Genomic DNA, 26,478 nt, shown 5'->3' with positions numbered 1-26,478 from the left:
AGACACATTATTTCCTTATACGTTTAATCAGTATAATGGTTTAACCAAAAAAATTAATATTTTTGCCATCTCTAAATCATAAAAGTGTCAAATCATAAAGATCTGCATAAACTGTCGGCCGCTGGCTTCCTGATCAGTTTAGGAATAATTTACGGTGATATTGGTACCTCCCCACTATACGTATTTAAGGCCATTGTTGGCCAACGTCAAATTTCAGAAACGTTAATTCTTGGAGGTGTTTCGCTTATTTTCTGGACATTAACCTTGCAAACCACTTTAAAATATGTGGTGATCACGCTAAGGGCCGATAACAAAGGTGAGGGTGGCATTTTTTCGCTGTTCTCGTTGGTGCGTCGCAAAGCAAAGTGGTTAATTGTACCCGCGGTAGTGGGCGGTTGCGCACTGCTTGCCGATGGTATCATTACCCCGCCAATTACCATATCATCGGCTATTGAAGGTTTGCAAACGTATTACCCTAATTTACCAACTGTATATGTGGTAATGGCCATTATTACGGCCTTATTCATTATACAGCAGTTTGGTACATCGCTGGTGGGTAAAGCTTTTGGACCTATTATGTTTATTTGGTTCACCATGATGGGCTTTTTGGGTGTCACCTACATCGTGCATGATCCATGGGTTATCCGTTCGCTCAACCCGTACTATGCATTTAAACTACTCACATCAAGCTCAAGCGATGGCGCATTTATTATACTTGGTGCCGTGTTCCTGTGTACTACGGGTGCTGAGGCTTTATACTCCGACCTTGGTCACTGTGGTAAAGCGAACATCCGTGTAAGCTGGATTTATGTTAAGATATGTTTGATCTTAAACTACCTGGGCCAGGCGGTATGGTTGTTACAGCGCAATGGTCACGTTATGGATCTTAACGCTCAAAACCCTTTTTACCAGATCATGCCAACCTGGTTCCTGATCTATGGTATCGGTATCGCTACCGTGGCTGCTATCATTGCCAGCCAGGCGCTTATATCGGGTTCATTTACCCTTATTGCCGAGGCTGTAAGGCTTAACCTTTGGCCAAAAGTGAGGATCAATTATCCATCTGAGCAAAAAGGACAGCTTTATGTGCCAAGTGTTAACTGGCTGCTGTGGGCAGGCTGTTTAGGCGTGGTGCTTATCTTTAAACACTCCGACAAAATGGAAGCTGCTTACGGTTTAAGTATTACCGTAGCCATGCTCATGACCACCATACTGGTATCTAAATTCCTGAAACGCAAAAAGGTACCAAACTACATTATCAATTTGTTTTTGGCCGTTTACTTACTTATTGAAGGCACCTTCCTTACCGGTAACCTGCACAAGTTTTTAGATGGCGGTTGGTTTACCCTATCAATAGGCTTCCTGTTGTTCACCGTAATGTGGACCTGGCATACGGCCCGTAAAATCAGGAACCGCTACGTTAAGTTTGTTGAGATAGAAGACTATTTTGATATCATTAAAGAATTAAGCTCAGATGAAAGCGTACCTAAATATGCTTCACAATTGGTGTACTTAACCAGCGCTAATTTCAATTCAGAAATTGAATCAAAAATTGTTTACTCCATACTGCAAAAGCAACCTAAACGCGCCGACGTTTACTGGCTGGTACACGTTGACGTAGTGGATGAACCCTATAAACGCGAATACGAGGTTGACCACCTGGTGCCAAACAAACTCATTCGTATCGATTTTAAACTTGGTTTCCGTGTTGAGCAGCAGATAAACCTGCTATTCAGAAAAGTAGTCGAAGACCTGGTTAAAAAAGGCGAGGTTGATATTACCAGCACCTACAAATCGCTAAACAAGCACAAAATAGTAGGCGATTTCCGTTTTGTGGTGATTGAGAAGATCTTCTCACGTTCACATAACCTGTCGTTTGTTGAGCGCTTTATTATGGACTACTACAAGCAGCTTAAGAAAGTAAGTTTATCAGAAGAGCGTGGTTTCGGCCTCGATCTGAGCTTTGTAACGGTTGAGAAAGTACCGCTGGTACTTGCCATACCTGAAGCAATTGAAATACACAGGGTCAATTAAAATAGCTTTTTTAATATTGAAAGCCTTCCGGAAACGGGAGGCTTTTTTGTTTTGATATTAATTAACTTGTCATTGCGAGGAACGAAGCAACCGCATGCTATACAGGGCGGCTATGCTTCCGTGCGATTGCCACGCTTCGCTCGCAATGACATAAAATTTCATCTGCAGTAGCGTCGTTTTTTATGCGTCCATTTTCCACGCTATCCGCATATACTTCCGTACTTCGTCATTAATATCTTCGTTAAAATACATCCTGAAGTAGTGGTTATACTGATTGGTGCCCGGCACCTGCTTTATCTTGCTAAAGCACAGGTTATCGTCATAAACCTCTTTAAAGGGAAATACCACGTCAATAAAGTTTTTGCCCAATTGGGAGATATAAGCAAAGTTTACCCTCGCCCCTAAAGCTATCATGCTTTTGGTAGGATAAACTTTAACGGGGCCTATCAGCAGATATTCATCAACCAAATGATCAAACAAAGCTACCGTATGTGGCGATTTACCGCTTAGCGCTTCTGATAATTCCCTGTCGCGACATGAGTGTACCTGGTTAGTGGCTGTAAATTCACGTTCGCATAAGGGGCAGGTCCACATGGTATTTACGCGGTTACAGATTCTTTGCCTAAGGCGCTGTTTTTATAGCTGTAGGTACCGTAAACAACTAAACCAATTACCAGCCAAATTAAAAACCTTAGCCAGTTGGTATAACCAAGTTCGGTCATGAGATAAAAACAACTCATCAGCCCTAAAACCGGGATCAGGGAGAAGTTTTTAATAAAGCTATAAACCGCTATGATGATGATCAGGATAAAGAAAAGATAGTTAGGGAAATTGTAAAGAAAACCATCAAAACCAAGATAGTATTTTTTGGCATCGCTGATATCATTGGTTTGCCTTAAAGCGGTATTGAACTTATCCTCTTCTATATCTTTAAAATATTTTTTGGCGGAATCTGGCTGGGAGACAATGTTGGTGCTGTAAAGCTGATTGGTGGTTCTAAGCAGGCTCAGCTTATCATTGTTATCCATATTATCAATGATGTCGCTCCTGTCTTTCAGCTTTTTAAACTGCATCATTTCAACTTGAGCAGCCGGCTTAAAATAAGCCACCGAACCCAAAATGATAAGCGTAAGAATTGGCACAATGAATTTGCCATTTACATATGGTAAGTGAAATTTACCTTTCTCTGCTTCCTGGCGGGGAAGTAGCAACACACCGCCGCAAACCAATACAAAAGCAAAAAGGGTGCCTATACTGGTCAAATCGGTAACCTCGGTAAGGTTCATAAACAGCGCCGGTATAGCAACCACAAAGCCGGTTACCACAGTAGCAAAAGCAGGTGTTTGGTATTTTGGATGGATACGTGAAAACGCTTTAGGCAGTAAACCATCGCGGCTCATGCTCATCCAGATACGCGGCTGTCCTAACTGAAATATCAGCAATACACTGGCCGTTGCAATAACCGCACTGATTGAGATCACATAGCTTATTTTATTTAAACCAACCTTCGCGAAAACAAAAGCCAATGGGTCGCCAACCTGCAGATCTTTATAGCTTACCATACCGGTAAGTACCAATGCTATCAGAATGTACAACACCGTACAAATCACGAGTGAATAGATCATGCCGCGGGGCAAATCCCGCTGAGGTTTTTCGCATTCTTCGGCAGTGGTTGATATCGCATCAAAGCCTATATAAGCAAAAAACACGCCCGATACACCTTTCATAACACCGCTGAAACCGTTAGGCATAAACGGGTGCCAATTGGCCGGAGTTACATAAAAAAAGCCAACTACTATCACCGCTATGACGATCACTATCTTAAGCACCACCATAGCGTTGGTGGCCTTTTTAGTTTCGCGGATACCTACATAAACCAGGTATGTGATAATGATTACGATTAACAGAGCAGGTAAATTAGCTATCAGTTTAAAACTGCCAAAACCCGGCGCCTGATCCCAGGCCAGCGCTTCTGACTTTACTTTGTCACTGATATCAGCCAGATTTTTGCCCGCGGCCAGAACCTGCTCATGGCCACGCAAGGCCGAAACATAGTCCATAGTTAAAAACTTAGGCATATGGATATGGAAACCTTCAAGCAGGTTCACAAAATACTCGCTCCAGGAAATAGCTACCGCGATATTGCCAATGGCGTATTCCATTAATAAATCCCAGCCTATGATCCAGGCAATCAGCTCGCCGAACGATGCATAAGCATAAGTATAGGCACTACCCGCAACCGGGATGCGCGAGGCAAATTCGGCATAGCAAAGCGCCGAAAAACCGCAGGTAACGGCTGTTAAAATAAATAAGATGGAAACCGCGGGGCCACCATGAAATGATGCTTCCCCAATTGTCGAAAATATCCCCGCCCCTACAACGGCTGCTATGCCCATGAGGGTCAGGTCTTTTACATTAAGTTCTTTTTTGAGTTGGGATGATGTTGTACCGGGATGCTCACTATCACTAAAACCGCACTCAACATCATTTAAAATTTTCGCTACTGACTTTTTACGAAAGATACTTTTCGACATGTAGTTTAATTAATAAGTCTAATCAATCTCAAAATTAATCATTTTTTTGCATTGAATAAGTATATGCTTACTTTGCAGCATGAAGATAGGAATAAAAGACGTGTTGTACAGGATCCGCCCTTTTTTTATCCTTTACCTTATCCTCTTAGCTACCTGCTTAACTATCAAACTGCTATACAGCCGTGAAACTATTTTTTTCACAGTTAACAGTTGGAACCAACCCTGGCTTGATGCCATTGAACCCTACATTACAGACATTGGTGATGGCACCACAGCCGTAGTATTGTCGCTTTTTATGCTGCTGTTCAGCTATCGTAGCTGGCTGTTGCTGGCATCAAGTTATGCAATAACATCTATAGTTGCCCAAATCCTTAAATACATTTACATAGCACCGCGGCCGAAGCTTTATTTTGAAAGCCAGTGGAGCAGGGTGCATACTGTGGATGGCGTTTATATACTGGAAAAATACAGCTTCCCTTCCGGGCATACGGTGAGCGCTTTTTCGGCAGCACTTGTTATAACTTACCTTTGTAAAAACAAAGGCTGGGGAATCCCAGCCTTGTTTGTTGCCATTATGGTTGGCTATTCAAGAATGTACCTAACCGAGCATTTTTATGAGGATGTACTTGCAGGCTCGGCTATCGGTGTGTTTGTTACTATTTTTTGGCTTACCTGGCTTGATGGTAAACAATTCATCCAGTCGGCCAAATGGAACAGGGGCCTGCTCCATTTATTCAAGAAAGCCCCTGCTGTTAATTAAACTCCCGCTTCCAATTGCCTGTTTTTACGTTTGATCACGGTTAATACAATGATCAGCACGATGACCGCGCCGCCACCATAAATACCTATTTTGGCTGGAGCAGACATACCTTTAGCGTCAGACAAATACTGGTCACGACGATCTAAAGTTGGTGCGATCTGAATAGAACTTGAAAATTGTTTCAGTTCTGCCTTGGCAAGGTCGGCCCTTTGTTCGGGGTAGTTATACTCAAAAGTATAGGTTGCATCCTGGGTATAAAGCAGGATAAAATTCCTTAACTCAGGAGACTCGCCTGTTGAACCGCTGTTATCAATCCTTAGGGTAAATACTTTACCTTCCAATTTGCCGATGGTAGTATCACGCGGATACATTACACTACCATTAACCGATTGTTTCTGGATACCATTGATGTAGGTTTTAAATACATCTTTCAGGTCTTTCTCTTTATTTAAGGGTTTGTTGTTAGCGTTTGGTACGCGTAAAACAAGAATATTACCTAATGATCCGGTACCCTGGTATATCTGTTGACCTAATGTATCCTTTTTTGTAAAGCCCTGCGGTAATGAAACAGTAACAAGGCTATCTATCTTTACAGGTTTAAGTGCCTGGCTAAAACCTGCAAGCGAAATTAGCGTTATGCTTAAGCTTAAAATTATCTTTTTCATATTTATTTAACTTGAAAAAGAAGAATAAGTTTTAACTAATAATACATAATGAGTTTCAGATGATAGCTAAATGACTTAAAATCAACAGTTAATAAAAAGCAAAAAGCTTAAAGCAGAAGGCTCAAAGCTTTTTCTTGAGGCATAAGTTTAAATGATAAAAACGTCATTATGAGTTTAAAAACCTAATGAGATTTTGCAGGATGAATAACAATGCAGAAGACTTACGAAGTTTTGAAAACTTCGTAAGTCTGGATTTTATAGATTGACGTGGATAGCTGCGACTTGTAAAGAATATAAAAGCTTTCAGCCTTCGGCTTTAAGCTTCCTTCAGCTTATTCAATAGGTCATCCAAGGATACTTCGGCAAAGGCGGTTGATGAATCGGATACACCATATGGGATAATGAGTTTATTGTTGTGCACTATTGCCCCGCATGAGTAAAGTACGTTTGGTACATAGCCCTCCCGTTCGTCGCTGGTGGGGATGAGTAATGGCTCTTTTAAACGTCCTATCTCAACAGCAGGATCATCAAGTTTTAACAGTGTTGCCCCCAATACATAACGCCTCATGGGGCCAACGCCGTGGGTTATCATGATCCAGCCGTCGGCGGTTTCAATGGGCGAACCGCAATTGCCTATCTGCACAAACTCCCAGCTAAACTTCGGCTGCTGTAGCATCACCGGCTTTTCCCAGATATTGATCTTATCCGAATACATGATGTAGTTATTACAACCGTCTATCCGCGATATCATCACATATTTGCCATTTACCTTACGTGGAAACAGGGCCAGGTTTTTATTCTGCGCGCCGGCACCGTACAAAGGCATGATTTTGAAATTATAAAAATCGGTTGTCTGCAACAACTTAGGCATAATCAGCGAACCATCGTAGGCTGTGTAGGTAGCATAGTAAAGTTTGCTGCCATCATCGTTTGTAAATTGAACAAAGCGGGCATCTTCAATACCCTTGCGTTCATATTCGGATATCGGGAAGATCACCCTGTCGGATATATCTGTATCCAGCGAAAAAACAATTTCATAATAGGAATCGGCTAGCCATAGCACTTTGTCGTACTCCAGGCGCTTCATATCGTTTTCCTGCAACCGTTGCGAGTCCATGATGATACGGCGCAGGTTCGCGTATTCAAAATGATGATCGAGCTTTGATTCCAGCTCATTGATCACATCAATGCTGATCTGCGTAATAGCCGCCTTTTCAAAAAACAGTTTTTTATTGTAAACCGCGTTCCGTACAATTTCGGCTTCGTCGATATAGCTTCCAGCGGGTTGTATGCTGATGTTATTATCCTTATCAATCATGGCCCGGCGAAAGGTGATGGATGAGATGTGCCCCTCACCTACCGCCCTGAAACTGATAATTACCCGGCGCTGCCCGTCTTCAAGTTCGGTTTGGTCGGGATCTTCAATTATAGATGGATTGAAGAATGCCGCCGACTCGATAGAATATTCATGCGTAAAAAACGACCCGATGAGTAGTTTACGGTTAACCGTCAAAGTATCAAAATCGATATTCAACTCTAAAAACAGGGGCTTGAGTTTGCTGCAATGCCTGTTTAGTACGCGGGTGATGTTGCGGTGCCTTTTAGAGTATTCCTGCAGTATTGGTGATACTATGCCGAAGGCCTCATCCTCGCTTATAAGCATCACACGCTCAATAACTTCTTTAGCGCGGTCGTTTCCGTTAAAAAAAAACCTTGCAATTACACGTTTCGGATCTGGATTTACACGGATGGGTTTGCGTTCGATAGAAAGTCTCATACTATGAAGTGGTAGCTTTTAATTGTAACAGTAATTAGCGTAAATTGATTTATGCTTTTTTAATTTAAACGCAACATTTAAAAAATGACATTCCACAGGCCGGGATAAAAACCTATCTTCATCTTTTATTAATCTTCGGTACGGTATTTTGCCTGCCGTGAACAATCCCGATCCTGTAACCCATATTGAATGCACAGTTATGAACGTGTTAATTGTTGAAGACGAAAAAGGCCTTGCGCTTGAAGTTGATGAATTTTTGAGCCATGAAGGTTTTACCGTTGAGCATGCCCGTACCAAAAAGTCGGCGTCCGAAAAAATCTTCGTAAACAATTATGATTTTATCCTGCTCGATCTCGGTTTGCCCGATGGCGATGGTTTTGACCTGCTTAAAATGCTGAAAGGCATGAACAACCGTGAAGACGCCGTGATTATATTAACCGCCCGGGGCGCTGTTGACGACCGGGTATCCGGCCTTGAACAGGGTGCCGACGATTACCTTGCAAAACCATTTTCCCTCAACGAACTGCTTGCCCGTATGCACGCCATTACCCGCCGCAAGCACCGCCTGGAGAGTAATGATATTAATGTAAAAGGCCTAAAGATCAATATTCAAAACCGCACCGTTACTTATAACGACGAACGGATAGCGCTCACCAAAAAAGAGTTTGAGATATTTAACTACCTCGTTTTAAATAAAAACCGGGTAATATCACGTACCAACCTCACCGAGCACGTTTGGGGCGATGTACTGGAAATTAACTCCGACTCGAACTTTGTGGATGTGCATGTTAAAAACCTGCGCAAAAAACTGTCGGCATATATCCCTATCGACTGGTTTGAAACCGTAAGAAGTATCGGCTATCGCATCAACATCTGAAACAAATAACTGCATGAAACTACAGGTAAAACTGGCCCTTTATAATACATTAACCAAGTTAGCCATTATACTTTTTACGGGCCTGCTTATCCTGCTTTCTATCGAGAAGATTTCTTATGATCACGTGGAGTTGCGGCTTGAGGAAAATGAACGTGAAACGCTTAAAAATCTCAGTTCAAAAGAGATTAACAGTAAACTTTCAGATCAAAAACCCTATACTGATTATAATATATTAAAAGAGGAGTTCATTATAATTAAACCGGTTAAATTTCAACCCACGGAAACCCAGGGTGCCAGATTTACAACCGAAACCCGAACAAGCGAACAGGTTACGCAAACGTATCGCATACTAACCCATCAGTTTAATTTTAACAATCATACCTATTTGCTTGAAATTGGCGTTGCAATTACTTCCATTGAAGAGTTAAAATCAATCATAAAAAGATTTACCCTTTTAACATTGGTAATAGCACTTGCCCTTACTTTGGTAAGCGACCTGGTGTTTACCAAATTCCTGCTTGCCCCGTTTTATAAGATCATTGACCGAAAGCTAATCAAGGTAAATGACCCCATGAACTTTGATTACGAAAAAATCCAGACAACCACACAGGATTTCGAGCTGCTTGACGATAGCATCAGCACGTTGATGAAAAAGATCAGTAACCTGTTCAGTCTCGAAAAACAGTTTATTGCTAATGTATCACATGAGCTGCTTACGCCTATATCAATTATCAGTTCCCGGCTGGAGAATATCTTGCTACAGGAAGAGCTTAGCGAAGCCAGCGAAAACAAAATGCACGCTTCGCTGAAAACGTTAAACCGGCTTAAATCTATCATCAACAGCCTTTTGCTGATATCAAAAGTTGAAAACAATCAGTATGCAAAAACCGATGTGGTGATGATAGCCGGTGTAATTATGGAGATTGAGGAGGAACTGGAGGATCGACTGGAAGAAAGACACCTTATTTTTAACAACAACATCAAATACATTTATTCGCTCATGGGTAACCGCCCGCTGATGCATACTCTGCTGTTCAATCTTATTAATAATGCCATCAAGTATAATAAGCCCAAAGGCAGTATTAATATTGCCGACGAATTAAAGGAAGACGTTTATATACTGGAAATTACTGATACCGGCGCAGGCATGGACCAGCAACAAATAGAAAATGCCTTCAACCGGTTTGAAAAGTTTGAAACAGAAGAAAAGGAAAGCTATGGCCTGGGTTTAGCCATTGTAAAAAGTATCACCACATTCCACAACATCAGGGTAAAAATAGATTCGATGAAAGACAAAGGAACAAGTGTGTACCTCATCTTTCACCGTGAGTAGGGCTTCACCTAATCTTCACATTGTACCAATACCTTTACAAAGTTTATTTTATAAGTAGATCCCCTAATTAATCATAGAGGCTGTTTCCCCGATGGAGATGGCCTTTTTTTATTGAAACAAACTCCTATATCATCTTATTCCGCTTAACCAGGTAGGTATTCAGGATATGGTGATAACCTTCATGAATATCAGCATCAACCAGGTCGATATGATATTGCGCGCACTTGAGTTCCAGCTGATGACGGTATTCTTTTAATGATGCCTTATAAGCGTCACGGATCCGGGCCGGGTTTACTTTTAGCTCTTCGCCACTTTCAATATCTACAAAATGATGCGGACGGTTATCGAAATTAAACTCCAGTTCCTTTTGCTTATCGGTAACATTGAAGATTACCACCTCGTGCTTATTAAACTTCAAATGCTGAATAGCAGCAAATAAAGCCTGCTGTTTCTCGACGTCCAGATTATTCTCCAACATATCGCTAAAAACAATCACTAATGAACGCTGGTGAATTTCCTGGGCTATATGATGTAGTACGTTGGTAATATTGGTTTGAGTATTTACCTTGGGACTGCCATACATTTTTTCCAACTCGGCATATAAATAAAACAGGTGCGTAGTGGTTGATTTAGCCGCGCTGATCCAGTCTATCTTATCCGAAAACAGGCAAAGCCCAAACGCGTCGCGCTGTTTTTTAAACAGGTACATCAGCGAAGCAATAGCATAAACCGAGAACTGAAGCTTATTGGTGCCCGTTTCAGGAAAGTTCATTGACGACGAAGTATCCAGCAGCAGAAAACAACGCAGATTGGTTTCCTCTTCAAATTGCTTAACAAACAATTTATCGGTACGGGCCAGCAACTTCCAGTCGATATTTTTGACAGACTCGCCATTGTTGTATAAACGGTGTTCGGCAAATTCAACCGAAAAACCGTGGAAAGGGCTTTGGTGCAAGCCGGTGATAAATCCTTCTACTACCTGCCGGGCCAGTAATTCAAGATTGGCCAGTTGCCTTATCTGCTGATCTTCGTTTAATTTGGGCATAGGCTAATATAGGGACATAAAAAAAGCGTTGCAAAATTGCAACGCTTTTCATTAAAATATGTTGTGTTAATGCTACAGCGGGTAGCATCAAATAAGCCTCTGTGAGTTATGCTAACTGTTTTACCAGTTTATCAGTTAATACTGATTTTGGCACAGCACCGATTTGTTTATCCACAATTTCGCCATTTTTGAAGAACAATAAGGCAGGGATGTTACGGATACCGTATTTTACAGATATACCTGGGTTGTTGTCAACATCTACTTTACCAACAACAGCTTTGCCTTCATATTCTTTAGCAATATCTTCAACTACCGGACCTACCATCCTACACGGACCGCACCATTCTGCCCAAAAGTCAATTAATACCGGTTTGTCTGATTTCAGGACAAGCTCGTCAAAGTTTGCATCAGTTATTTCTAAAGCCATGATTTCTATTTTTTAAATTTTGTACTTACAAATATATGCTATTCAAATTGCTTGCCACAAGTGCGTTACTGACATTGTGACAATTATATTATTATAATACGCGCAGTTAACGCATGTATGACCATTTGTCGCATTTGCACCTCAAAACACCACTTTGCGACATGACGTATTTACACAAATAACCTATTTCCGGAGCATATTTACAACTGTAGCGGCGGGTTACTTTTTAACATTGGGGGTATTAATTAACATTACGGATGTACAATATGTTGATCTCTGAACTCGAATTTTAAAGAATTATTTGAATTTATTGAATTGGACTTTTATTCTGCTAATTCGTTCGATTCCTTAAAATTCGAGTTCAGACAACAAAAAATGACCGGAAGCTACAGCCGCCGGTCATCAGTTAATAAATTGTCCGTGTCCTCAATAACAACGCTCACAATACCCAAATTTGTGAGGACCCGGACAAATATTCTCTTTTATGAATTAAGCACCTTTCATGGTTGCCATACCACCATCAGCAATCAGTTCGGCACCAATTACGAAGGTTGAATCATCTGAAGCGAAGAAAGTAACGGCTTTGGCGATTTCTTCGGCCAAACCGAAACGGCCAACCGGAATTTGTTTTACCAACTCGGCTCCCATACCTTCCAGTTGTTCCTGGGTTAAGCCTAATTTATCGGCAGTATGTAAAGGTGTTACAACCGGGCCGGGACTTACAGAGTTAACCCTGATACGACGTGGCAATAATTCGGCTGAAATGTTTTTAGCTAATGAAAGCAAAGCTGCTTTACTTGCTGCGTAAACAGTTGCACCGGCCATACCAATGTGCGCATTGATTGAAGTGTTCAGGATGATAGAGCCACCATCATTAATTAAAGGCAATAATTGCTGAATGCTGAAGTAAGCACCTTTAAAGTTGATGTTCATGATATCATCAAACATTTGCTCGCTCATTTGTTCGGTTGAATTGAACTGACCAATACCGGCGTTGATAAACACAATGTCAATTTTTTCGGCAACGGCTTTTACTTTTTCGCCCAATTGTTTTACCTGGTTCATATCGCCGCTGTCGGCAATTACACCTTTAGCATCAGCGCCAAGTATTTCAAGTGCCTCATTAATTGAGTTTTGGTTTCTGCCTGTGATGATCACTTTTGCACCTTGTGCAATGAACTCCTGTGCTGTGGCCAGGCCTATACCACTGTTTCCGCCTGTTATTACTGCTGTTTTTCCTTGTAACTTTTTCATTATCTTTGTTATTGATACATCAAAGGTACAGTGAGTTACGAGGTTGGTCAAGAATGCACCATTTTGTGCGGAACGTACTTTTTGGTAGGTTATGGGCCGGTTTGATGCAATCGATATATCGCCTTTTTCATTATGACAAAAAACAGACATTCTGATCACTCCTGTACTATGGCGGCAGCCCTGAGCGTGATCAGCGGGAAGTGGAAACTGAGTATAATAAACCAATTACTATCCGGACAGAAGCGCTACAGCGAGATAAACCGTGCCATTCCAGGCATGACCGAAAAGATGCTTTCACAACAAATCCGCGAACTGGAAGAGGATGGTATAGTAAGCCGTCATATTTTCCCGGAAGTGCCACCAAGGGTAGAATATTCCCTTACGCCCATCGGCCAGGAACTATCATCTATATTTTATACCCTTGAAAGATGGGGCAGCCACTACATGACCGTCACTAACGCCAACGGCGAAGTGATTCAGCCTGATTATACTTGTTATACTTTAGTGAAACAGGATGATGAGGTGGTGAAGGCGGAAGTGTAACCACCTTAAGGCTTGCGCTCGTTTGTAACGAGCGCTTATAATGGCTTCGCGATTGTATCGCTCGTTGCGTTGTAAACGCAAACCCAAGCTACGCACTCGTTACAAACGAGCGCGAGTTGATGTAACCGCGCTTTTTAATTGCGTCATTGCGAGGTACGAAGACAACCGACCGAAGGGAGCTCATTAATACCTATAAAAACAAATAATAATTATTAATAATCCCCGATTAGCAGGTCGGCCCTGTAAAGTTTGAGAGTGCTTCGTTCCTCGCAATGACGGGAAGTAAAAAAATTAACTCAAAACCGGCTCCTCATTTGTCAAGCTCAATATCCCGGCCATGAAATCATCGCTTGGGTTTACTTTGAATGATTTGGATGAAAGCTCTACCAGCATAACTTCTTCCCTGTCCCTGATCTGGAAACGGAGCTTACAATTTTTTACCGGGTACTTTTGGTTATTATCATCAATCATGTGCTGAATATCATCCAGCAGTTTACTATTTAGATTATTTACGTCAATACAAACCGTTAATGATTTGGTAAGCTTATCGCGCATTTCTGATAACAGGTCCATTACCATGATCCGCAGGTCCCAGTTATCTTTCTGGCGGAATTTTTCTTCGATGTTTCCTTTAATATGCAGGAAGTAGCCTTCCATCATCATATTACGGAATTTTACATAATCGTCGCCAAACAGGGCAAACTCGTACGATTCATTGTAATCTTCAAACACAAACGTACCAAATGGCTTACCCGTTTTGGTCATTTTATGCTGAACGCTTGATACCAGGCCGCCAATCCTCAACTCACCACGACGGCGCAGTTCGTTAAATGCCGCCGTCACATCTTCGCCACCTTCTCCTGAGCGGGCTTTCTGCATCAGCTTCAAATCGCTGATGTTGGCGTTACAGAAACGCTTCAGCTCAACTTTATAATTATCCAAAGGGTGACCGGTTAAATAGATCCCGATAACCATTTTCTCATACTTCAGCTTTTCTATCAGCGCCCATTCCTCAACATCTGGCATGGCAGGTTCAGGTACGTAAGAAGCTACCGAACCACCAAATAATGACGACTGTGAACTGCTTTGCACGTTCTGATAATCGTTGGCATATTTGATCAGACGCTCAACTCCTGTCAGCGTACCTAATTCGGTCTTAGCAAAAAACTGCGCGCGGGGAATTCCAAAACCATCAAACGCGCCACCATAAACCAGGTTTTCGTACGATTTACGGTTAACGCTACGCGTGTTTGATCGTCTTGCAAAATCATATACCGTTTCAAACGGGCCGTTGGCGGTACGTTCTTCAATAATACTTTCTACTGCCTTATCACCCACGCCCTTTACACCGGTTAAACCGAAACGTACCTGCCCACGCTTATTCACCGCGAAAGCCATGTCCGACTCATTGATATCTGGCCCCAAAACCTCAACCCCCATGCGGCGGCACTCCTCCATAAAGAAGGTAATTTTTTCAATGTTATTCTGGTTATTTAAAACCGCCGCCATATATTCTGACGGATAGTGCGCCTTTAAATAAGCAGTTTGGTAAGCCACGAATGCGTAGCATGTGGAGTGCGATTTATTGAACGCGTACTGGGCAAAAGCCTTCCAGTCGGTCCAAATTTTGGTAAGCTTATCTTTAGGGTGGCCTTTTGCAACGGCTCCCTCCATAAACTGGGCCTCCATCTTGTTCAGTACCTCAATCTGCTTTTTACCCATCGCCTTACGCAAAACGTCGGCATCACCTTTACTAAAGCCTGCCAACTTTTGCGATAAAAGCATCACCTGTTCCTGGTATACGGTAATACCATAGGTTTCGCCAAGGTATTCTTCCATATCCTCCAAGTCAAACACGATAGGTTCGCGACCGTGCTTACGGGAAATAAAGTTAGGAATGTACTCTATCGGGCCCGGACGGTAAAGGGCGTTCATGGCAATTAAGTCTTCAAACTTATCGGGCTTAAGCTCGCGCAGGTACATTTGCATACCGTCACTTTCAAACTGGAAAGTGCCATTGGTATCCCCACGCTGATAAAGCTCATAAGTTTTAAGGTCATCAAGCGGAATGTAGTCAATATCTATCACCACACCATGATTTTGCCTGATCATGCGCAGGGCATCTTTAATAATGGTAAGGGTTTTCAGACCCAAAAAGTCCATCTTAATTACACCAGCATCTTCAATTACACGTCCATCATATTGCGTAACCAACAGGTCAGAGTCCTTAGCCGTAGCTACCGGAACAATATCGGTAAGGTCATAAGGGGCAATGATGATACCCGCAGCGTGCACACCGGTATTACGTACAGATCCTTCCAGCTTTTCGGCCTCGCGTAGTACCTGTGCCTTAAGGTCATTACCGTTCAGGATCTCTTTTAGTTCCGGAACCTGCTCAATGGCATCTTTCAGGGTGATACCCAAAGTTTCGGGTACCAACTTCTTCATTGCACTTACGTCGGCCAATGGCATATCCAATACACGGCCTACGTCCTGGATACTGGTACGGGCAGCCATGGAACCATAAGTGATGATCTGCGCTACCTGGTTTTTACCATATTTATCAACCACATAGTCAATAACCCTTTGCCTGCCCGCGTCGTCAAAGTCCGTATCAATATCGGGCATCGATTTACGGTCGGGGTTAAGGAACCTCTCAAACAGGAGGTTATACTTCATAGGATCGATATTGGTGATGCCTGTACAATAAGCCACCACCGATCCGGCTGCCGAACCACGGCCCGGACCAATAAATACGCCCATATCGCGCCCTGCCCTGATAAAGTCGGCCACAATGAGGAAGTATCCCGCAAAACCCATGGTACGGATAGTGAATAGCTCAAAGTTGATGCGTTCCTCAGTCTCCGGGCTAATATCTATATAGCGCTCCTTGGCACCCATAAAAGTAAGGTGCTTCAGATACTCCCATTGGTTAAGGGTATCTGCATCGGGCGTATTGTGAATTTTAAATTCGTCGGGGATGATATAGTTAGGTAGCAGGATATCGCGCTTAAGCTTTAGCGTCTCTACCTTATCTACAATTTCGTTGGTGTTATCCAATGATTCTGGCACGTCATGGAACAGCCGTCCCATTTCCTCCTGGGTTTTAAAATAAAACTGATCATTAGGGAAACCAAAACGATAGCCTTTACCACCCTCTTCATCGGTAGCTATCGGGGTGCTTTGCATATCACCTGTATTTACGCAAAGCAAAATATCGTGCGCGTTCGAGTCCTGCTGATCCACATAATGCGAATCATTTGAACAGATCACTTTTACATTATATTTTTTAGCGTAGGTGAGCAACACATTATTGATGATTTGCTGCTCGGGGATCTCATGGCGCTGAATCTCGATATAAAAATCCTCGCCAAACAAATCAAGCCACCATTTAAACTCCTTCTCCGCATTTTCGGGCGTATCTTTTAAAATAGCCTGTGGTACTGATGCACCAATACAGCAAGTAGTAGCGATGATACCTTCGTGGTATTTCAGGATTAATTCTTTATCAATACGTGGCCATTTGCTGTACAACCCTTCCATATACCCTAATGAGCATAGCTTAACCAGGTTTTTGTAACCGGTAGGGTTTTTGGCCAGCATTAGCTGATGGCGGCGCACATCCTTATTCTCTTTGGTGAACTGTTTTTTATGCCTGTCTTCAACCACGTAAAACTCGCAGCCTACAATGGGTTTTACATTGTGTTTACCGGCTTCGGCCACAAACTTAAATACGCCAAACATATTACCATGGTCGGTAATAGCAAGGGCTTTCATCCCATCTTTAGCGGCTTTTTTATACAGCTTGGATATATCGGCTGCACCGTCAAGCAGGGAGAATTGGGTATGTACGTGGAGGTGAGAAAAATCAGGCATAGTAAATCCGTTTCAACAAAATCTTTATGAGGTACAAAGTTAAAACAAGTTAAGGATGTAGACTGTTAAAAAATAGCGCTGTGGAAATTTTTAATTAAAGCCGGTCCCCCCTTTTGTAAATTATATAGCTACACACAGCAAACTGCTATACTTAGCATGTTATTTGCATATATTAAGCAACCCTATCATCACCTTTGAAATACATATACAATTGAAAAAAATACTACGAATAACCCTTAAAACGATACTTTGGATACTGGTTAGTGTAGTTCTGCTGGTTATCCTTGTAGTAATTTTAATACAGGTACCTGCTGTTCAAAACTTCGCGAAGGATAAAGCAGTAACTTTTTTACAGAATAAAATACATACCAAGGTTAAGATTGGTCATATAAGCCTTGGTTTGCCCAAGTTGTTGGTTTTGGAGGATGTGTATTTTGAAGATCAAAAGAAAGACACCCTGATTGCCGGCGAAAAACTAAAGGTTGATATCAGTATGCTCAAGCTGTTGCACAGCCAGGTTGAGGTAAATGAAATAAACCTGCAAGGCATTACAGCCAACGTAAACCGCGGTGCCGACAGCGTGTTCAACTTCGACTATATCATGAAAGCTTTTGTTGGCGAGCAAAAGAAGGAAGTAAAGCCCACCGACACTACATCAACTATGAAGTTTTCTGTTGATAAGATCATCCTCGATAAGATCAACGTAAAATATAAGGACGCCATTACCGGCAACGATGTTAAGTTTTTGCTTGGGCACTTTGATACCCGTGTTAAGGATTTTGATATGGATAAAATGAAGTTTACCATACCCAAAATCACACTGAGCGATGTTAACGCCAGGATCATCCAAACACCAACCAAAGCAATCTCACCACCTGATACTGCAACCACTCCGTTAAATATGGATCTGAATTTAGGGGTGATCGATATCTCTAAAATCAAGGTTGATTACCAAAGTGCGGAGATGGGCGCCAAAGTAGACCTCAGCAAATTTTTGGTAGAGATGGACAAGATCGACCTGAAAAACCAAAAGGTAGGCATCAAAAACATTGAATTAAGTGATACCAAAGCAGGGCTCAGTTTAGCCAAGCCCAAAACCGTTGTTAAAGAGGTTGTTAAAACCGTTAAAAAACTGGATACACTGGTATCCTCCCCTACCAAATCGGCATGGCGGGCTACCATTGGTAAAGTCACCTTTACTAACGATAACATTAAGTTCGATAACGAAGCGCAAAAGGCTATACCCAAAGGCCTTGATTTTGGCCACATGGATATCCGCAACCTGAATGCCGAAGCCGAAAATATTTCATACAGTCCGGATACCATTTCGGGCAAGATCAACTCCTTTACATTTGCAGAAAAGAGCGGTTTAAAGATCAATAAATTTCATACAGCATTCCTGTATGGCCCAACCACCGCCTACATGAATGACCTGTTGTTAGAAACGCCGCAAACCACGCTGCAAAAATCGGTTCAGGTACGCTATCCATCTATAGATGCCATTACCAAAAACATTGGCGCGCTTGGCATCAACGCCAATTTGGATGGCAGTCGTTTAGGATTGAAAGACGTTTTATTGCTGATGCCTACCATGGCGAGTATGGAGCCTTTTAAATCATCGCCGGGTACTGTGTTTAAGATCAACGGCAGGGTAAGCGGGCAGGTTGATAACCTGGAGATCCCTAACCTGGAAGTTACCGGTTTAAGCAGCACGCATATCAAAGCGTCGGCAAAAATGAAAGGTTTGCCCGATGTAAACAAGGCCACCTTTGATGTTAACATCGTCGATTTTAGCACCAGCCGTAGCGATATAGATAAACTGGCCCCTGCCGGAAGCATACCATCAAACGTAAGCATTCCCGAAAAAATGACGCTAAAAGGTAATTTTAAAGGAAGCATGTACACCTTCAATACCAAAATGGGCTTACGCTCAAGCTATGGCGCGGTTGATTTGGTAGCTGCTTTAAAGAACGGGCAAAACAAAAACGCGGCAACTTACACCGCCAATATTAAAGTTAACGAACTAAATGTTGGCGCGCTTACCAAACAGCCGCAAATGGTTGGCCGCATTACCATGAGCGCCAATGTTAAAGGCACCAGCCTCGACCCTAAAAAGGCAAGCATAGCATTTAACGGTAACGTAGCTAAAGCATACGTGAAAGGTTATACCTATCAAAACCTGGTCATGAAAGGCACATCGAGCAATGGCGCTTATACCGCTGTTGCCACCATGAAAGACCCTAACATCAACTTTAGCCTGGATGCTAAGGCTAACCTTAATAAAAAATATCCGGCAGTTAAGGCCACTTTGAATGTGGATAGCATCAACCTTAAAAACCTGAATTTTGTAAAGGATGATATGCGTTTTCATGGCAAAGTTGTGGCCGATGTACCAACCGCCGATCCGGATTATCTGAATGCCAACATCCAGGCAACCGATCTGCTGGTAGTAAACAAAGGCCAGCGGATCCAGATGGATACCATCAGCCTGATCTCGACAGCCAGCGCCGATAGCAGCACATTGCGCCTGAAGACTCCTATCATGTCTGCCCATATGGCCGGCAAGTATAAACTTACCCAGATAGCCCCGGCCCTGCAGGATGTGATCAATAAATATTTCAATACCGCTATTGCCGGCGGTCAGCAGGTTGCGGTAAAAACAAAGGGGGGCAAAACCATTAAAACTAAGCCTGCACCGGTAGTAAAATACGATGCGCAGCAATTTAAATTTGAAGCCCGCCTGGTTAAAACTCCGCTGCTTAATCAGTTTGCTCCGGATCTGAAACAACTTGATCCCGTTTTACTGAATGGTAGTTTCAACAGCCAAACCGGCGAGCTGATTGTTAAAGGCTCGATACCCAAAGTGGTTTATGGCACCAACACGGTCAATAAAGCATCACTTAATATCAATACCAACAACAACGCGCTTAACTATAATTTCTCGGTTGATGAAGTTAAAGTTGGTTCCTCTGTCGATCTGTTATATACCAGTATCTCCGGTTCGGCACAGGATAACAAAGCGGGCGTAAGCATACAAATTCGCGACGCGGCCAAAAAAGAACGTTTCCGTATAGCGGGCACCTTCAGCTTATTGCCTAATGAATACCAGTTTAGCTTTAATAAAGATGGCCTCTTGCTTGATTACCTGCCATGGGCGGTTAGCGATGATAACTTTTTACAATACGGGCAAAAAGGGATCCTGGCGCATAATTTTACCATTACAAACAGCAACCAGGTGCTTAGCGTTAACAGCAGTACGCAGGAGTTTAACAGTCCGCTGAATATCAAATTCAACAACTTCCATATCGAGGCACTTACCAAAATGGCCAAACAGGATTCGTTACAGGTAGGCGGCACCATCAACGGCGATGCTACGGTTAGCAATTTCCAGGCCTCGCCGGTATTTACTGCCGCCATCAACGTTAATGATTTTAACTTTAAAGGCGATACTGTAGGTAACATCGCCCTCAAAGTAAATAACCAAACCGAAAACGCCTACGCCGCCCAAATGAGCATCACCGGTAAAGGTAACCAGGTTGACCTAAACGGCACCTACTATACATCGCCCGAAAGCCGCTTTGACCTCGATTTGAATATTGTGAACCTGAGCATGAAGAGTATTGAAGGGTTCAGCTTTGGTAGTTTGCGTAATGCTACGGGTAATATTACCGGAGCGCTTAAAATATCGGGCACTACCACGGCACCATCTGTCCGGGGTGATATCAACTTTAATAAGGTGGGCTTCAATGTGGCTATGCTCAACTCCTATTTCAGGATGCCGCAGGAAAGCATTACGTTCAACAACGAGGGCATCCGCTTTAATGATTTCACTTTGGTTGATTCCACCGGCAACAAGGCTGTGGTTAGCGGCAGCATCTACACCAAAACCTACACCGACTTTGCCTTTGGTATGGATATCAATGCCAACAACTTCAGGGTGACCAACTCTACCGAAGCTGATAATAAACTTTACTATGGTAAGCTTTATGTGGATACCCGCATCAAGATCCGCGGTAATATGGCCAAGCCGGTTGTGGATGCCAACCTTACCGTGAACGATAAAACCGATATGACCTTTGTGCTGCCAACCAATGACCCGGCGGTTGAAGACCGTAAGGGTGTGGTTGATTTTATTGACAAAGACGCCCCAAAAATGGATTCTATCCTGCTGGCAAGACAACTGGATTCGCTCAAAAAATCGGATGTTACAGGCCTCGATGTATCGGCAACCATCACCGTAAATAAAAACGCGGCGTTTACCATTGTGGTTGATGAGCGTAACGGCGATATTGTACATCTGAAGGGTGAAGCCAACTTAAATGGCGGTATCGACCCAAGCGGCAAGATCAACCTTACCGGTACTTATGTAGTTAACTCGGGATCATATAACCTGGCTTATGCCACAGTTAAACGTACTTTTAACTTTAAACAAGGCAGTACCATAGTCTGGACGGGCGACCCAACCAGTGCCAATATCGACCTTACTGCTATCTATGTGGCTAATGTACCGCCGATAGACCTGGTAGCCAACCAGCTTTCGGATGCGCAGAACAGTACGATGTATAAGCAAAAACTGCCTTTTAATGTTAATCTGAACCTGAAAGATCAGCTGCTTACACCAAATATCAGTTTTGATATTGTACTGCCTGATAGCACATATTCGGTATCATCAGATGTGGTGAGCACCGTAAATACACGCCTTACCCAGATACGCCAGGACCCCAACGAGCTTAACAAACAAGTACTGGGTGTATTAGTATTGGGCCACTTTATTGGCGATAACCCGCTGCAGAGCCAGGGAGCAGGCACATCTATAGAAGGTACTATCCGTAATAGTGTGAGCAGCTTATTGTCCGATCAGTTGAACCGTTTGGCAGGCAGTCTGATCTCGGGTGTTGACCTTAATTTCGGATTGACGTCTGGTGAAGATTACTCGTCGGGAACAGCAACTAATCGTACCGACTTAAACGTAGGCCTGTCCAAACGTTTCCTTAGCGACCGGTTAACGGTTAGCGTGGGCAACAACTTTAACCTGGAAGGTAATCAACCGGGACAAAAGGCTTCAAACATAGCCGGCGACGTATCTATAGCCTATAAACTAAGCAAGGATGGCCGCTACACCCTGCGCGCCTACCGCCGCGACGAATTTATTGTGATACAGGGCCAGATCATTGAAACCGGCGTGGGCTTTACCCTAACTGTTGATTATAACCGTTTCAGGGAGATCTTCCGCAAGCGTACCCCTGAAGAACGCAGGTTGCGCCGCCAGTATCAGCAGGAACAAAAAGAGAAAAAAGAAAAACAGGACGAGGCGGATAAAGCGCTGGAGCAAAAGAACATGCAGCAGCAACAGGACAACAAACCGCAAACCACTTCAAACTAAGCCCATGACCAAACATTTAAAATATATACTGCTTTCATCATGTGTTTTACTGAGTGCCTGCAGTACCACCAAGTTTCTGGCACCGGGCCAAAAATTATACACAGGCGGCGAGGTGGTGATCAAAGATTCGGTTTTGAAAAAGAGCGAGAAAAGTGCCCTGAGTGAAGAACTTGGCGCTTTATTAAGGCCCGTGCCCAATAGTACCATATTAGGCATGCGTTTTAAACTATGGTTATACTTTAAAACTAAAACCAATAAAACCAAAGGTCTTGCTCACTGGCTCAACAAAAAAGGAGAACCTCCTGTGCTTATCACTTCTGTAAACCTTGATCAAAACAGCAAGATCCTCCAAAACAGGCTGCAAAATGAAAGCTATTTCCAGGCACAGGTAAGCGGAGATACAGTAAGCAAAAAACCGACATCAAAAGTTGCCAAGGCGGTTTATACGGCAGTAACCGGACCGGGATATAAAATCAGGAAAGTAGTATTTCCACCCGGTAACCGGACTATAGATACCGCGGTTACAGGAACATCGGCAAAAACACTGTTAAAGGTTGGGGATAAATACAATCTTGATGTTATAAAAACCGAGCGCCTGCGGATTGACGCAAAGTTAAAGGAAGAAGGCTTTTATTACTTCTCGCCCGAAAACCTGATCATGCACGTGGATAGCACCATAGCCGGTCACCAGGTTGATATTTTTGTAGCGGTCAAAAATGAAACCTCCGGTCGCGCGCAAAACATTTACACTATTAACAATATTTACGTTTATCCAAGCTATACGTTAAGGGACACTTCGTTGATGAAGGATAAAGCCGTTTTTTATAAATGGTATAACATTGTTGAACGCCGCAACACAGTGCACACCTATACGTTTGCTAATACGGTGCTGATGCGCCCGGGGCAGGTTTATAACCGTACCGCTCATAACAACTCACTTAACCGTTTCATTAACCTGGGCCCCTACAAGTTTGTAAAAAACAGGTTTGAGGATGTATCTGCTGATTCATCAAAATTGGATGTTTATTACTTTTTAACACAATACAAAAAGAAGTCGTTATCCCTCGATATTTTAGGCCGTACCACATCAGCCAACTACACCGGTACGCAAGTGAATTTAAACTGGCTTAATCGTAACGCATTTAAAGGTGCCGAGGCTTTAAAGATAACCCTGTTCGGTAGTACCGATGTGCAGGTTGGCGGACAAAATGCAGGTTACAATGTATACCAGGCAGGTATCCAGACAACGCTTTCATGGCCGCGCTTTATCGGGCCAATTTATCCTAAAGCAGCAGATGCCTATATTCCGCATACTAATTTAAGTCTTGGTTACTCAATAGTAAATCGCCAAAAGTTGTATAACTTAAATTCGTTTAATTTATCTTTCGGTTATCAATGGCGCGAGACCGAGCATCGTTCGCATGAGCTTAACCTCATCAACTTTCAGTTTGTGAACCCGTTGAGTGTATCTCAACAATATCTTGACAGCATACACAAACCTAACGTTCCGGTTAACCCTGCACTTAAACACGTTATTGATAAACAGTTCATCCTTGGCCCAAGCTACAGCTTTACCTATACTAATACCAATGAGGATTACCGCACCAATACGATTTATTATAACGGAAAGATCAGCCTTTCGAACAATATTTACGGTTTAGTTACCGGAGCCGATAGTGCCGGCGGAAAGCCGAAAAAACTTTTCGGCGCCATATTTAACCAATTTGTAAAACTGGAGAACGAGATCAGGTATTTTCACAAAACCGGCCCAAACAGCACCATTGCCAGCAGGCTTATTGTGGGTGTCGGTTTACCTTATGGCAACTCAACCCAATTACCTTATAGCCAGCAATTCTTTATCGGCGGCCCCAACAGCTTACGCGGTTTCAGGGCCAGGGCTATCGGGCCGGGCTCATTTGACCCAAATACCGGAGTAGGTACAGGCGGCTTCCTTGCCGATGAATCGGGAGATATCAAGGTAGAAGCTAATATTGAGTACAGGCCAAAACTGTTCAGTATAGTTCGCGGGGCTTTGTTTGTTGATGCGGGTAATATCTGGTTGTTGCACTCTAATGGGTCGCAGCCGGGAGCAGTATTTACCAAAAGCTTTTTAAATGATCTGGCGGTTGATGCCGGTTTCGGTTTAAGGTTTGATTTAACGGTATTGGTGTTACGTACCGATCTGGGTATCCCCTTGCGTACGCCATATGTACGTGCCAATGAACCCCGTTGGGATTTTAATTTTAACCGCAGCGTGTTTAACCTGGCTATCGGGTATCCGTTCTAATTTAATTCGTCAAACAGAAAAGCCCCGGTCAGCAAAACCGGGGCTTTTCTGTTTGAATCCACTGCTTTAATCTGCACATTTGTAATTCGTAATTTTCACACCTACCATGATTATATCTGTTCCTTTACAAATCATCGATCTGCATGGCGATGGTTTTCATCCGCTGATTGAAGTCACCTTGTTTGGCAAAGCCTTTACCATGGTGCTGGATACAGGCGCATCTAAAACCGCTTTTGATCAAACATCGTTAACAGAAGCTAACGAAACCATGAACATACTGGCCACCGAGAAACTTTCAACCGGCCTCGGCACCACTACTATGGAATCTTTCACGGCAACGGTAAGCGACATGTACATTGGCGAACTACCCATCGCCGAATTTGAAGCAGCCGTGCTTGACCTCTCCACCATTAATAGCGCTTATGAACAAATGGGCCATCCGCAGGTATTAGGCGTTTTGGGCGGCGATATTTTAATGAAATATAAAGCGGTTATTGATTACGGAAAACATGCAGTAAAATTAAGTAAGCCGCGATCAGCTAAACGCCGAATTATGCATCTTGCTACATAACTGGCCTGTAGGCCTGATAACAATTGTCCATTACCCCATCCAATCTTTAGTACACCTTTAGTTAAAACCGATCTATAGTTCGAGCAATACAACCATTAGCAATTATAATTTCTATATAAACTAAAAAGAAAGACAATAATTCTTTAAAAGAATACTTTTTTGTAATTTTATATTAATAACCAAATAACCTTTTATTTACATATTGCGTATAGGTTAATAGCACTGGCCAGTTGCTGAAAATTTTATTCTTCATTTACATCTAAACGTAACTAAAACGATGAAAAGAAAACTATTATTAGGGGTCGGGCTAAGCGTGATCGTGAGTGCCTGTGTACTATTCTCATGCTCAAAAGACAAAGGAGCAAAAACCACAACTACCAGCCAAACGGCAATTCCGGATGATGTGCTGAAAACTATTTCAAACTTAGGCTTCAGTACCGATGAAGTGCGTAAACAGGGCGACGGCTATCTTGTTGAAGGCGATATCCTTTTAACCCAGGCCAATTTATCAGAAGCGAGCACCAGCCCTACCTTAAGAATTGCTGATGTTGAGCAGTACCGTACCACCAACTTGGTTAAAAACCTGCCCAGAACGGTAACCGTGTCGGTTTCAAACTTACCTACTGTTTACCTTAACGCGGCTACCGCCGCGGTTGCGCGTTATAATGCGTTAAACCTTACCCTTAAGTTTCAAATGGTAAGCAGCGGAGGCGCAATCCAGATCATTGGCTTTAACCAGGGGCCAAGTGGTGGTTACATCACCTTAGGCTCATCGGGCTTCCCTACCTCATCGGGCAACCCGTATAATCAAATTCAGATGAATACCAATGAGCAGGCTTACGGTGCAAACCCTGATCTGGGTTATGTAACTTCCGTTATCCAGCACGAACTGGGCCATTGCATCGGTTTCCGCCATACCGATTATATGAACCGCGCCTTTAGCTGCGGGGGCAGCCGGAGTAATGAAGGTTCAGCCGGTATTGGCGCTATCAAGATTCCCGGTACACCAACCAAAGCAGATGCCGGCTCATGGATGTTAGCGTGCTCAAGCGGTACCGACCGTACATTTAACGCTAACGATCAAATTGCGTTAAACTACTTATATTAATATC

The 26,478-nt window shown here is 42.9% G+C and carries 17 protein-coding genes; 9 read left to right on the top strand and 8 right to left on the bottom strand.

What is annotated here, in order from left to right; genetic code table 11:
* The first annotated feature begins 84 nt into the window (after nt 1-84).
* Nucleotides 85-2,034: a KUP/HAK/KT family potassium transporter gene (locus tag EAH55_RS07645; protein WP_112567024.1), complete on the top strand. Its 1,950-nt coding sequence runs from the start codon at nt 85-87 to the stop codon at nt 2,032-2,034.
* 180 nt (nt 2,035-2,214) lie between these two features.
* Here EAH55_RS07645 and EAH55_RS07640 read toward each other — a convergent pair whose 3' ends face one another.
* Both EAH55_RS07640 and EAH55_RS07635 read right to left on the bottom strand, forming a co-directional pair.
* Complete coding sequence (locus tag EAH55_RS07640) at nt 2,215-2,628, bottom strand: DUF5655 domain-containing protein (protein ID WP_244228124.1); 414 nt, start codon at nt 2,626-2,628, stop codon at nt 2,215-2,217.
* Nucleotides 2,629-2,633: 5 nt separating this feature from the next.
* Complete coding sequence (locus EAH55_RS07635) at nt 2,634-4,568, bottom strand: amino acid permease (RefSeq protein WP_121809133.1); 1,935 nt, start codon at nt 4,566-4,568, stop codon at nt 2,634-2,636.
* 79 nt (nt 4,569-4,647) lie between these two features.
* On the opposite strand from EAH55_RS07635, the gene EAH55_RS07630 reads away from it, so the two are divergent.
* Complete coding sequence (locus EAH55_RS07630) at nt 4,648-5,328, top strand: phosphatase PAP2 family protein (protein ID WP_121809132.1); 681 nt, start codon at nt 4,648-4,650, stop codon at nt 5,326-5,328.
* Here EAH55_RS07630 and EAH55_RS07625 read toward each other — a convergent pair.
* Complete coding sequence (locus EAH55_RS07625) at nt 5,325-5,993, bottom strand: hypothetical protein (RefSeq protein WP_121809131.1); 669 nt, start codon at nt 5,991-5,993, stop codon at nt 5,325-5,327. The two genes, EAH55_RS07630 and EAH55_RS07625, sit on opposite strands and share 4 nt — an antisense overlap.
* Before the next feature lie 316 nt (nt 5,994-6,309).
* Nucleotides 6,310-7,770, bottom strand: a complete 1,461-nt coding sequence (locus EAH55_RS07620; protein ID WP_112567012.1) for a glycoside hydrolase family 130 protein — start codon at nt 7,768-7,770, stop codon at nt 6,310-6,312.
* Nucleotides 7,771-7,969: 199 nt separating this feature from the next.
* Here EAH55_RS07620 and EAH55_RS07615 point away from each other — a divergent pair, with 199 nt between their 5' ends.
* A complete protein-coding gene (locus EAH55_RS07615) occupies nt 7,970-8,647 on the top strand; it encodes a response regulator transcription factor (protein ID WP_091221836.1) in 678 nt (225 codons plus the stop codon).
* 13 nt (nt 8,648-8,660) lie between these two features.
* The gene (locus EAH55_RS07610) at nt 8,661-9,980 is read left to right on the top strand and encodes a sensor histidine kinase (protein ID WP_121809130.1); all 1,320 of its coding nucleotides are present in this window, start codon (nt 8,661-8,663) and stop codon (nt 9,978-9,980) included.
* A gap of 124 nt (nt 9,981-10,104) precedes the next feature.
* Here EAH55_RS07610 and EAH55_RS07605 read toward each other — a convergent pair whose 3' ends face one another.
* The 3 genes from EAH55_RS07605 to EAH55_RS07595 all read right to left on the bottom strand — a co-directional run bounded on the left by EAH55_RS07605 (nt 10,105) and on the right by EAH55_RS07595 (nt 12,706).
* Entirely contained in the window at nt 10,105-11,025 is a 921-nt protein-coding gene (locus EAH55_RS07605) for a DUF58 domain-containing protein (protein WP_121809129.1), read from the bottom strand.
* A 106-nt stretch (nt 11,026-11,131) separates the two neighbouring features.
* Nucleotides 11,132-11,452, bottom strand: coding sequence for a thioredoxin (gene trxA, locus EAH55_RS07600; RefSeq protein WP_090531998.1), 321 nt, complete (start codon nt 11,450-11,452; stop codon nt 11,132-11,134).
* Between the two features lie 489 nt (nt 11,453-11,941).
* On the bottom strand, nt 11,942-12,706 hold the full coding sequence (locus tag EAH55_RS07595; RefSeq protein ID WP_112568097.1) for an SDR family oxidoreductase: 765 nt from the start codon (nt 12,704-12,706) through the stop codon (nt 11,942-11,944).
* Between the two features lie 132 nt (nt 12,707-12,838).
* Between EAH55_RS07595 and EAH55_RS07590 the strand changes: the two genes are divergently transcribed.
* On the top strand, nt 12,839-13,249 hold the full coding sequence (locus tag EAH55_RS07590) for a winged helix-turn-helix transcriptional regulator (RefSeq protein WP_121809128.1): 411 nt from the start codon (nt 12,839-12,841) through the stop codon (nt 13,247-13,249).
* 291 nt (nt 13,250-13,540) lie between these two features.
* Here the strand turns inward: EAH55_RS07590 and dnaE are convergent, their stop codons facing one another.
* On the bottom strand, nt 13,541-17,125 hold the full coding sequence (gene dnaE, locus EAH55_RS07585) for a DNA polymerase III subunit alpha (protein ID WP_121809127.1): 3,585 nt from the start codon (nt 17,123-17,125) through the stop codon (nt 13,541-13,543).
* 211 nt (nt 17,126-17,336) lie between these two features.
* On the opposite strand from dnaE, the gene EAH55_RS07580 reads away from it, so the two are divergent.
* From EAH55_RS07580 to EAH55_RS07565, 4 genes are all read left to right on the top strand, one after another.
* Nucleotides 17,337-22,508, top strand: a complete 5,172-nt coding sequence (locus tag EAH55_RS07580; protein ID WP_121810008.1) for a translocation/assembly module TamB domain-containing protein — start codon at nt 17,337-17,339, stop codon at nt 22,506-22,508.
* 4 nt (nt 22,509-22,512) lie between these two features.
* Nucleotides 22,513-24,795, top strand: coding sequence for a translocation and assembly module lipoprotein TamL (tamL, locus tag EAH55_RS07575; protein WP_121809126.1), 2,283 nt, complete (start codon nt 22,513-22,515; stop codon nt 24,793-24,795).
* 106 nt (nt 24,796-24,901) lie between these two features.
* Nucleotides 24,902-25,366: an aspartyl protease family protein gene (locus tag EAH55_RS07570; protein WP_244228122.1), complete on the top strand. Its 465-nt coding sequence runs from the start codon at nt 24,902-24,904 to the stop codon at nt 25,364-25,366.
* 277 nt (nt 25,367-25,643) lie between these two features.
* A complete protein-coding gene (locus EAH55_RS07565) occupies nt 25,644-26,474 on the top strand; it encodes a M57 family metalloprotease (RefSeq protein ID WP_114936383.1) in 831 nt (276 codons plus the stop codon).
* Nucleotides 26,475-26,478 lie beyond the last annotated feature (4 nt).

It is taken from the genome of Mucilaginibacter kameinonensis, from assembly GCF_003675385.1.
Taxonomy (GTDB): domain Bacteria; phylum Bacteroidota; class Bacteroidia; order Sphingobacteriales; family Sphingobacteriaceae; genus Mucilaginibacter; species Mucilaginibacter kameinonensis.
The sequence above is the reverse complement of the archived record's forward strand: the minus strand, read 5'-3'. Positions and strand labels throughout refer to the sequence as shown.

Coding starts and splice junctions, on each gene's coding strand:
- EAH55_RS07640 (WP_244228124.1), bottom strand. CDS start 2,628: ATGTGGACCTGCCCCTTATGCGAACGTGAATTTACAGCCACTAACCAG.
- EAH55_RS07635 (WP_121809133.1), bottom strand. CDS start 4,568: ATGTCGAAAAGTATCTTTCGTAAAAAGTCAGTAGCGAAAATTTTAAAT.
- EAH55_RS07630 (WP_121809132.1), top strand. CDS start 4,648: ATGAAGATAGGAATAAAAGACGTGTTGTACAGGATCCGCCCTTTTTTT.
- EAH55_RS07625 (WP_121809131.1), bottom strand. CDS start 5,993: ATGAAAAAGATAATTTTAAGCTTAAGCATAACGCTAATTTCGCTTGCA.
- EAH55_RS07620 (WP_112567012.1), bottom strand. CDS start 7,770: ATGAGACTTTCTATCGAACGCAAACCCATCCGTGTAAATCCAGATCCG.
- EAH55_RS07615 (WP_091221836.1), top strand. CDS start 7,970: ATGAACGTGTTAATTGTTGAAGACGAAAAAGGCCTTGCGCTTGAAGTT.
- EAH55_RS07610 (WP_121809130.1), top strand. CDS start 8,661: ATGAAACTACAGGTAAAACTGGCCCTTTATAATACATTAACCAAGTTA.
- EAH55_RS07605 (WP_121809129.1), bottom strand. CDS start 11,025: ATGCCCAAATTAAACGAAGATCAGCAGATAAGGCAACTGGCCAATCTT.
- trxA (WP_090531998.1), bottom strand. CDS start 11,452: ATGGCTTTAGAAATAACTGATGCAAACTTTGACGAGCTTGTCCTGAAA.
- EAH55_RS07595 (WP_112568097.1), bottom strand. CDS start 12,706: ATGAAAAAGTTACAAGGAAAAACAGCAGTAATAACAGGCGGAAACAGT.
- EAH55_RS07590 (WP_121809128.1), top strand. CDS start 12,839: ATGACAAAAAACAGACATTCTGATCACTCCTGTACTATGGCGGCAGCC.
- dnaE (WP_121809127.1), bottom strand. CDS start 17,125: ATGCCTGATTTTTCTCACCTCCACGTACATACCCAATTCTCCCTGCTT.
- tamL (WP_121809126.1), top strand. CDS start 22,513: ATGACCAAACATTTAAAATATATACTGCTTTCATCATGTGTTTTACTG.
- EAH55_RS07570 (WP_244228122.1), top strand. CDS start 24,902: ATGATTATATCTGTTCCTTTACAAATCATCGATCTGCATGGCGATGGT.
- EAH55_RS07565 (WP_114936383.1), top strand. CDS start 25,644: ATGAAAAGAAAACTATTATTAGGGGTCGGGCTAAGCGTGATCGTGAGT.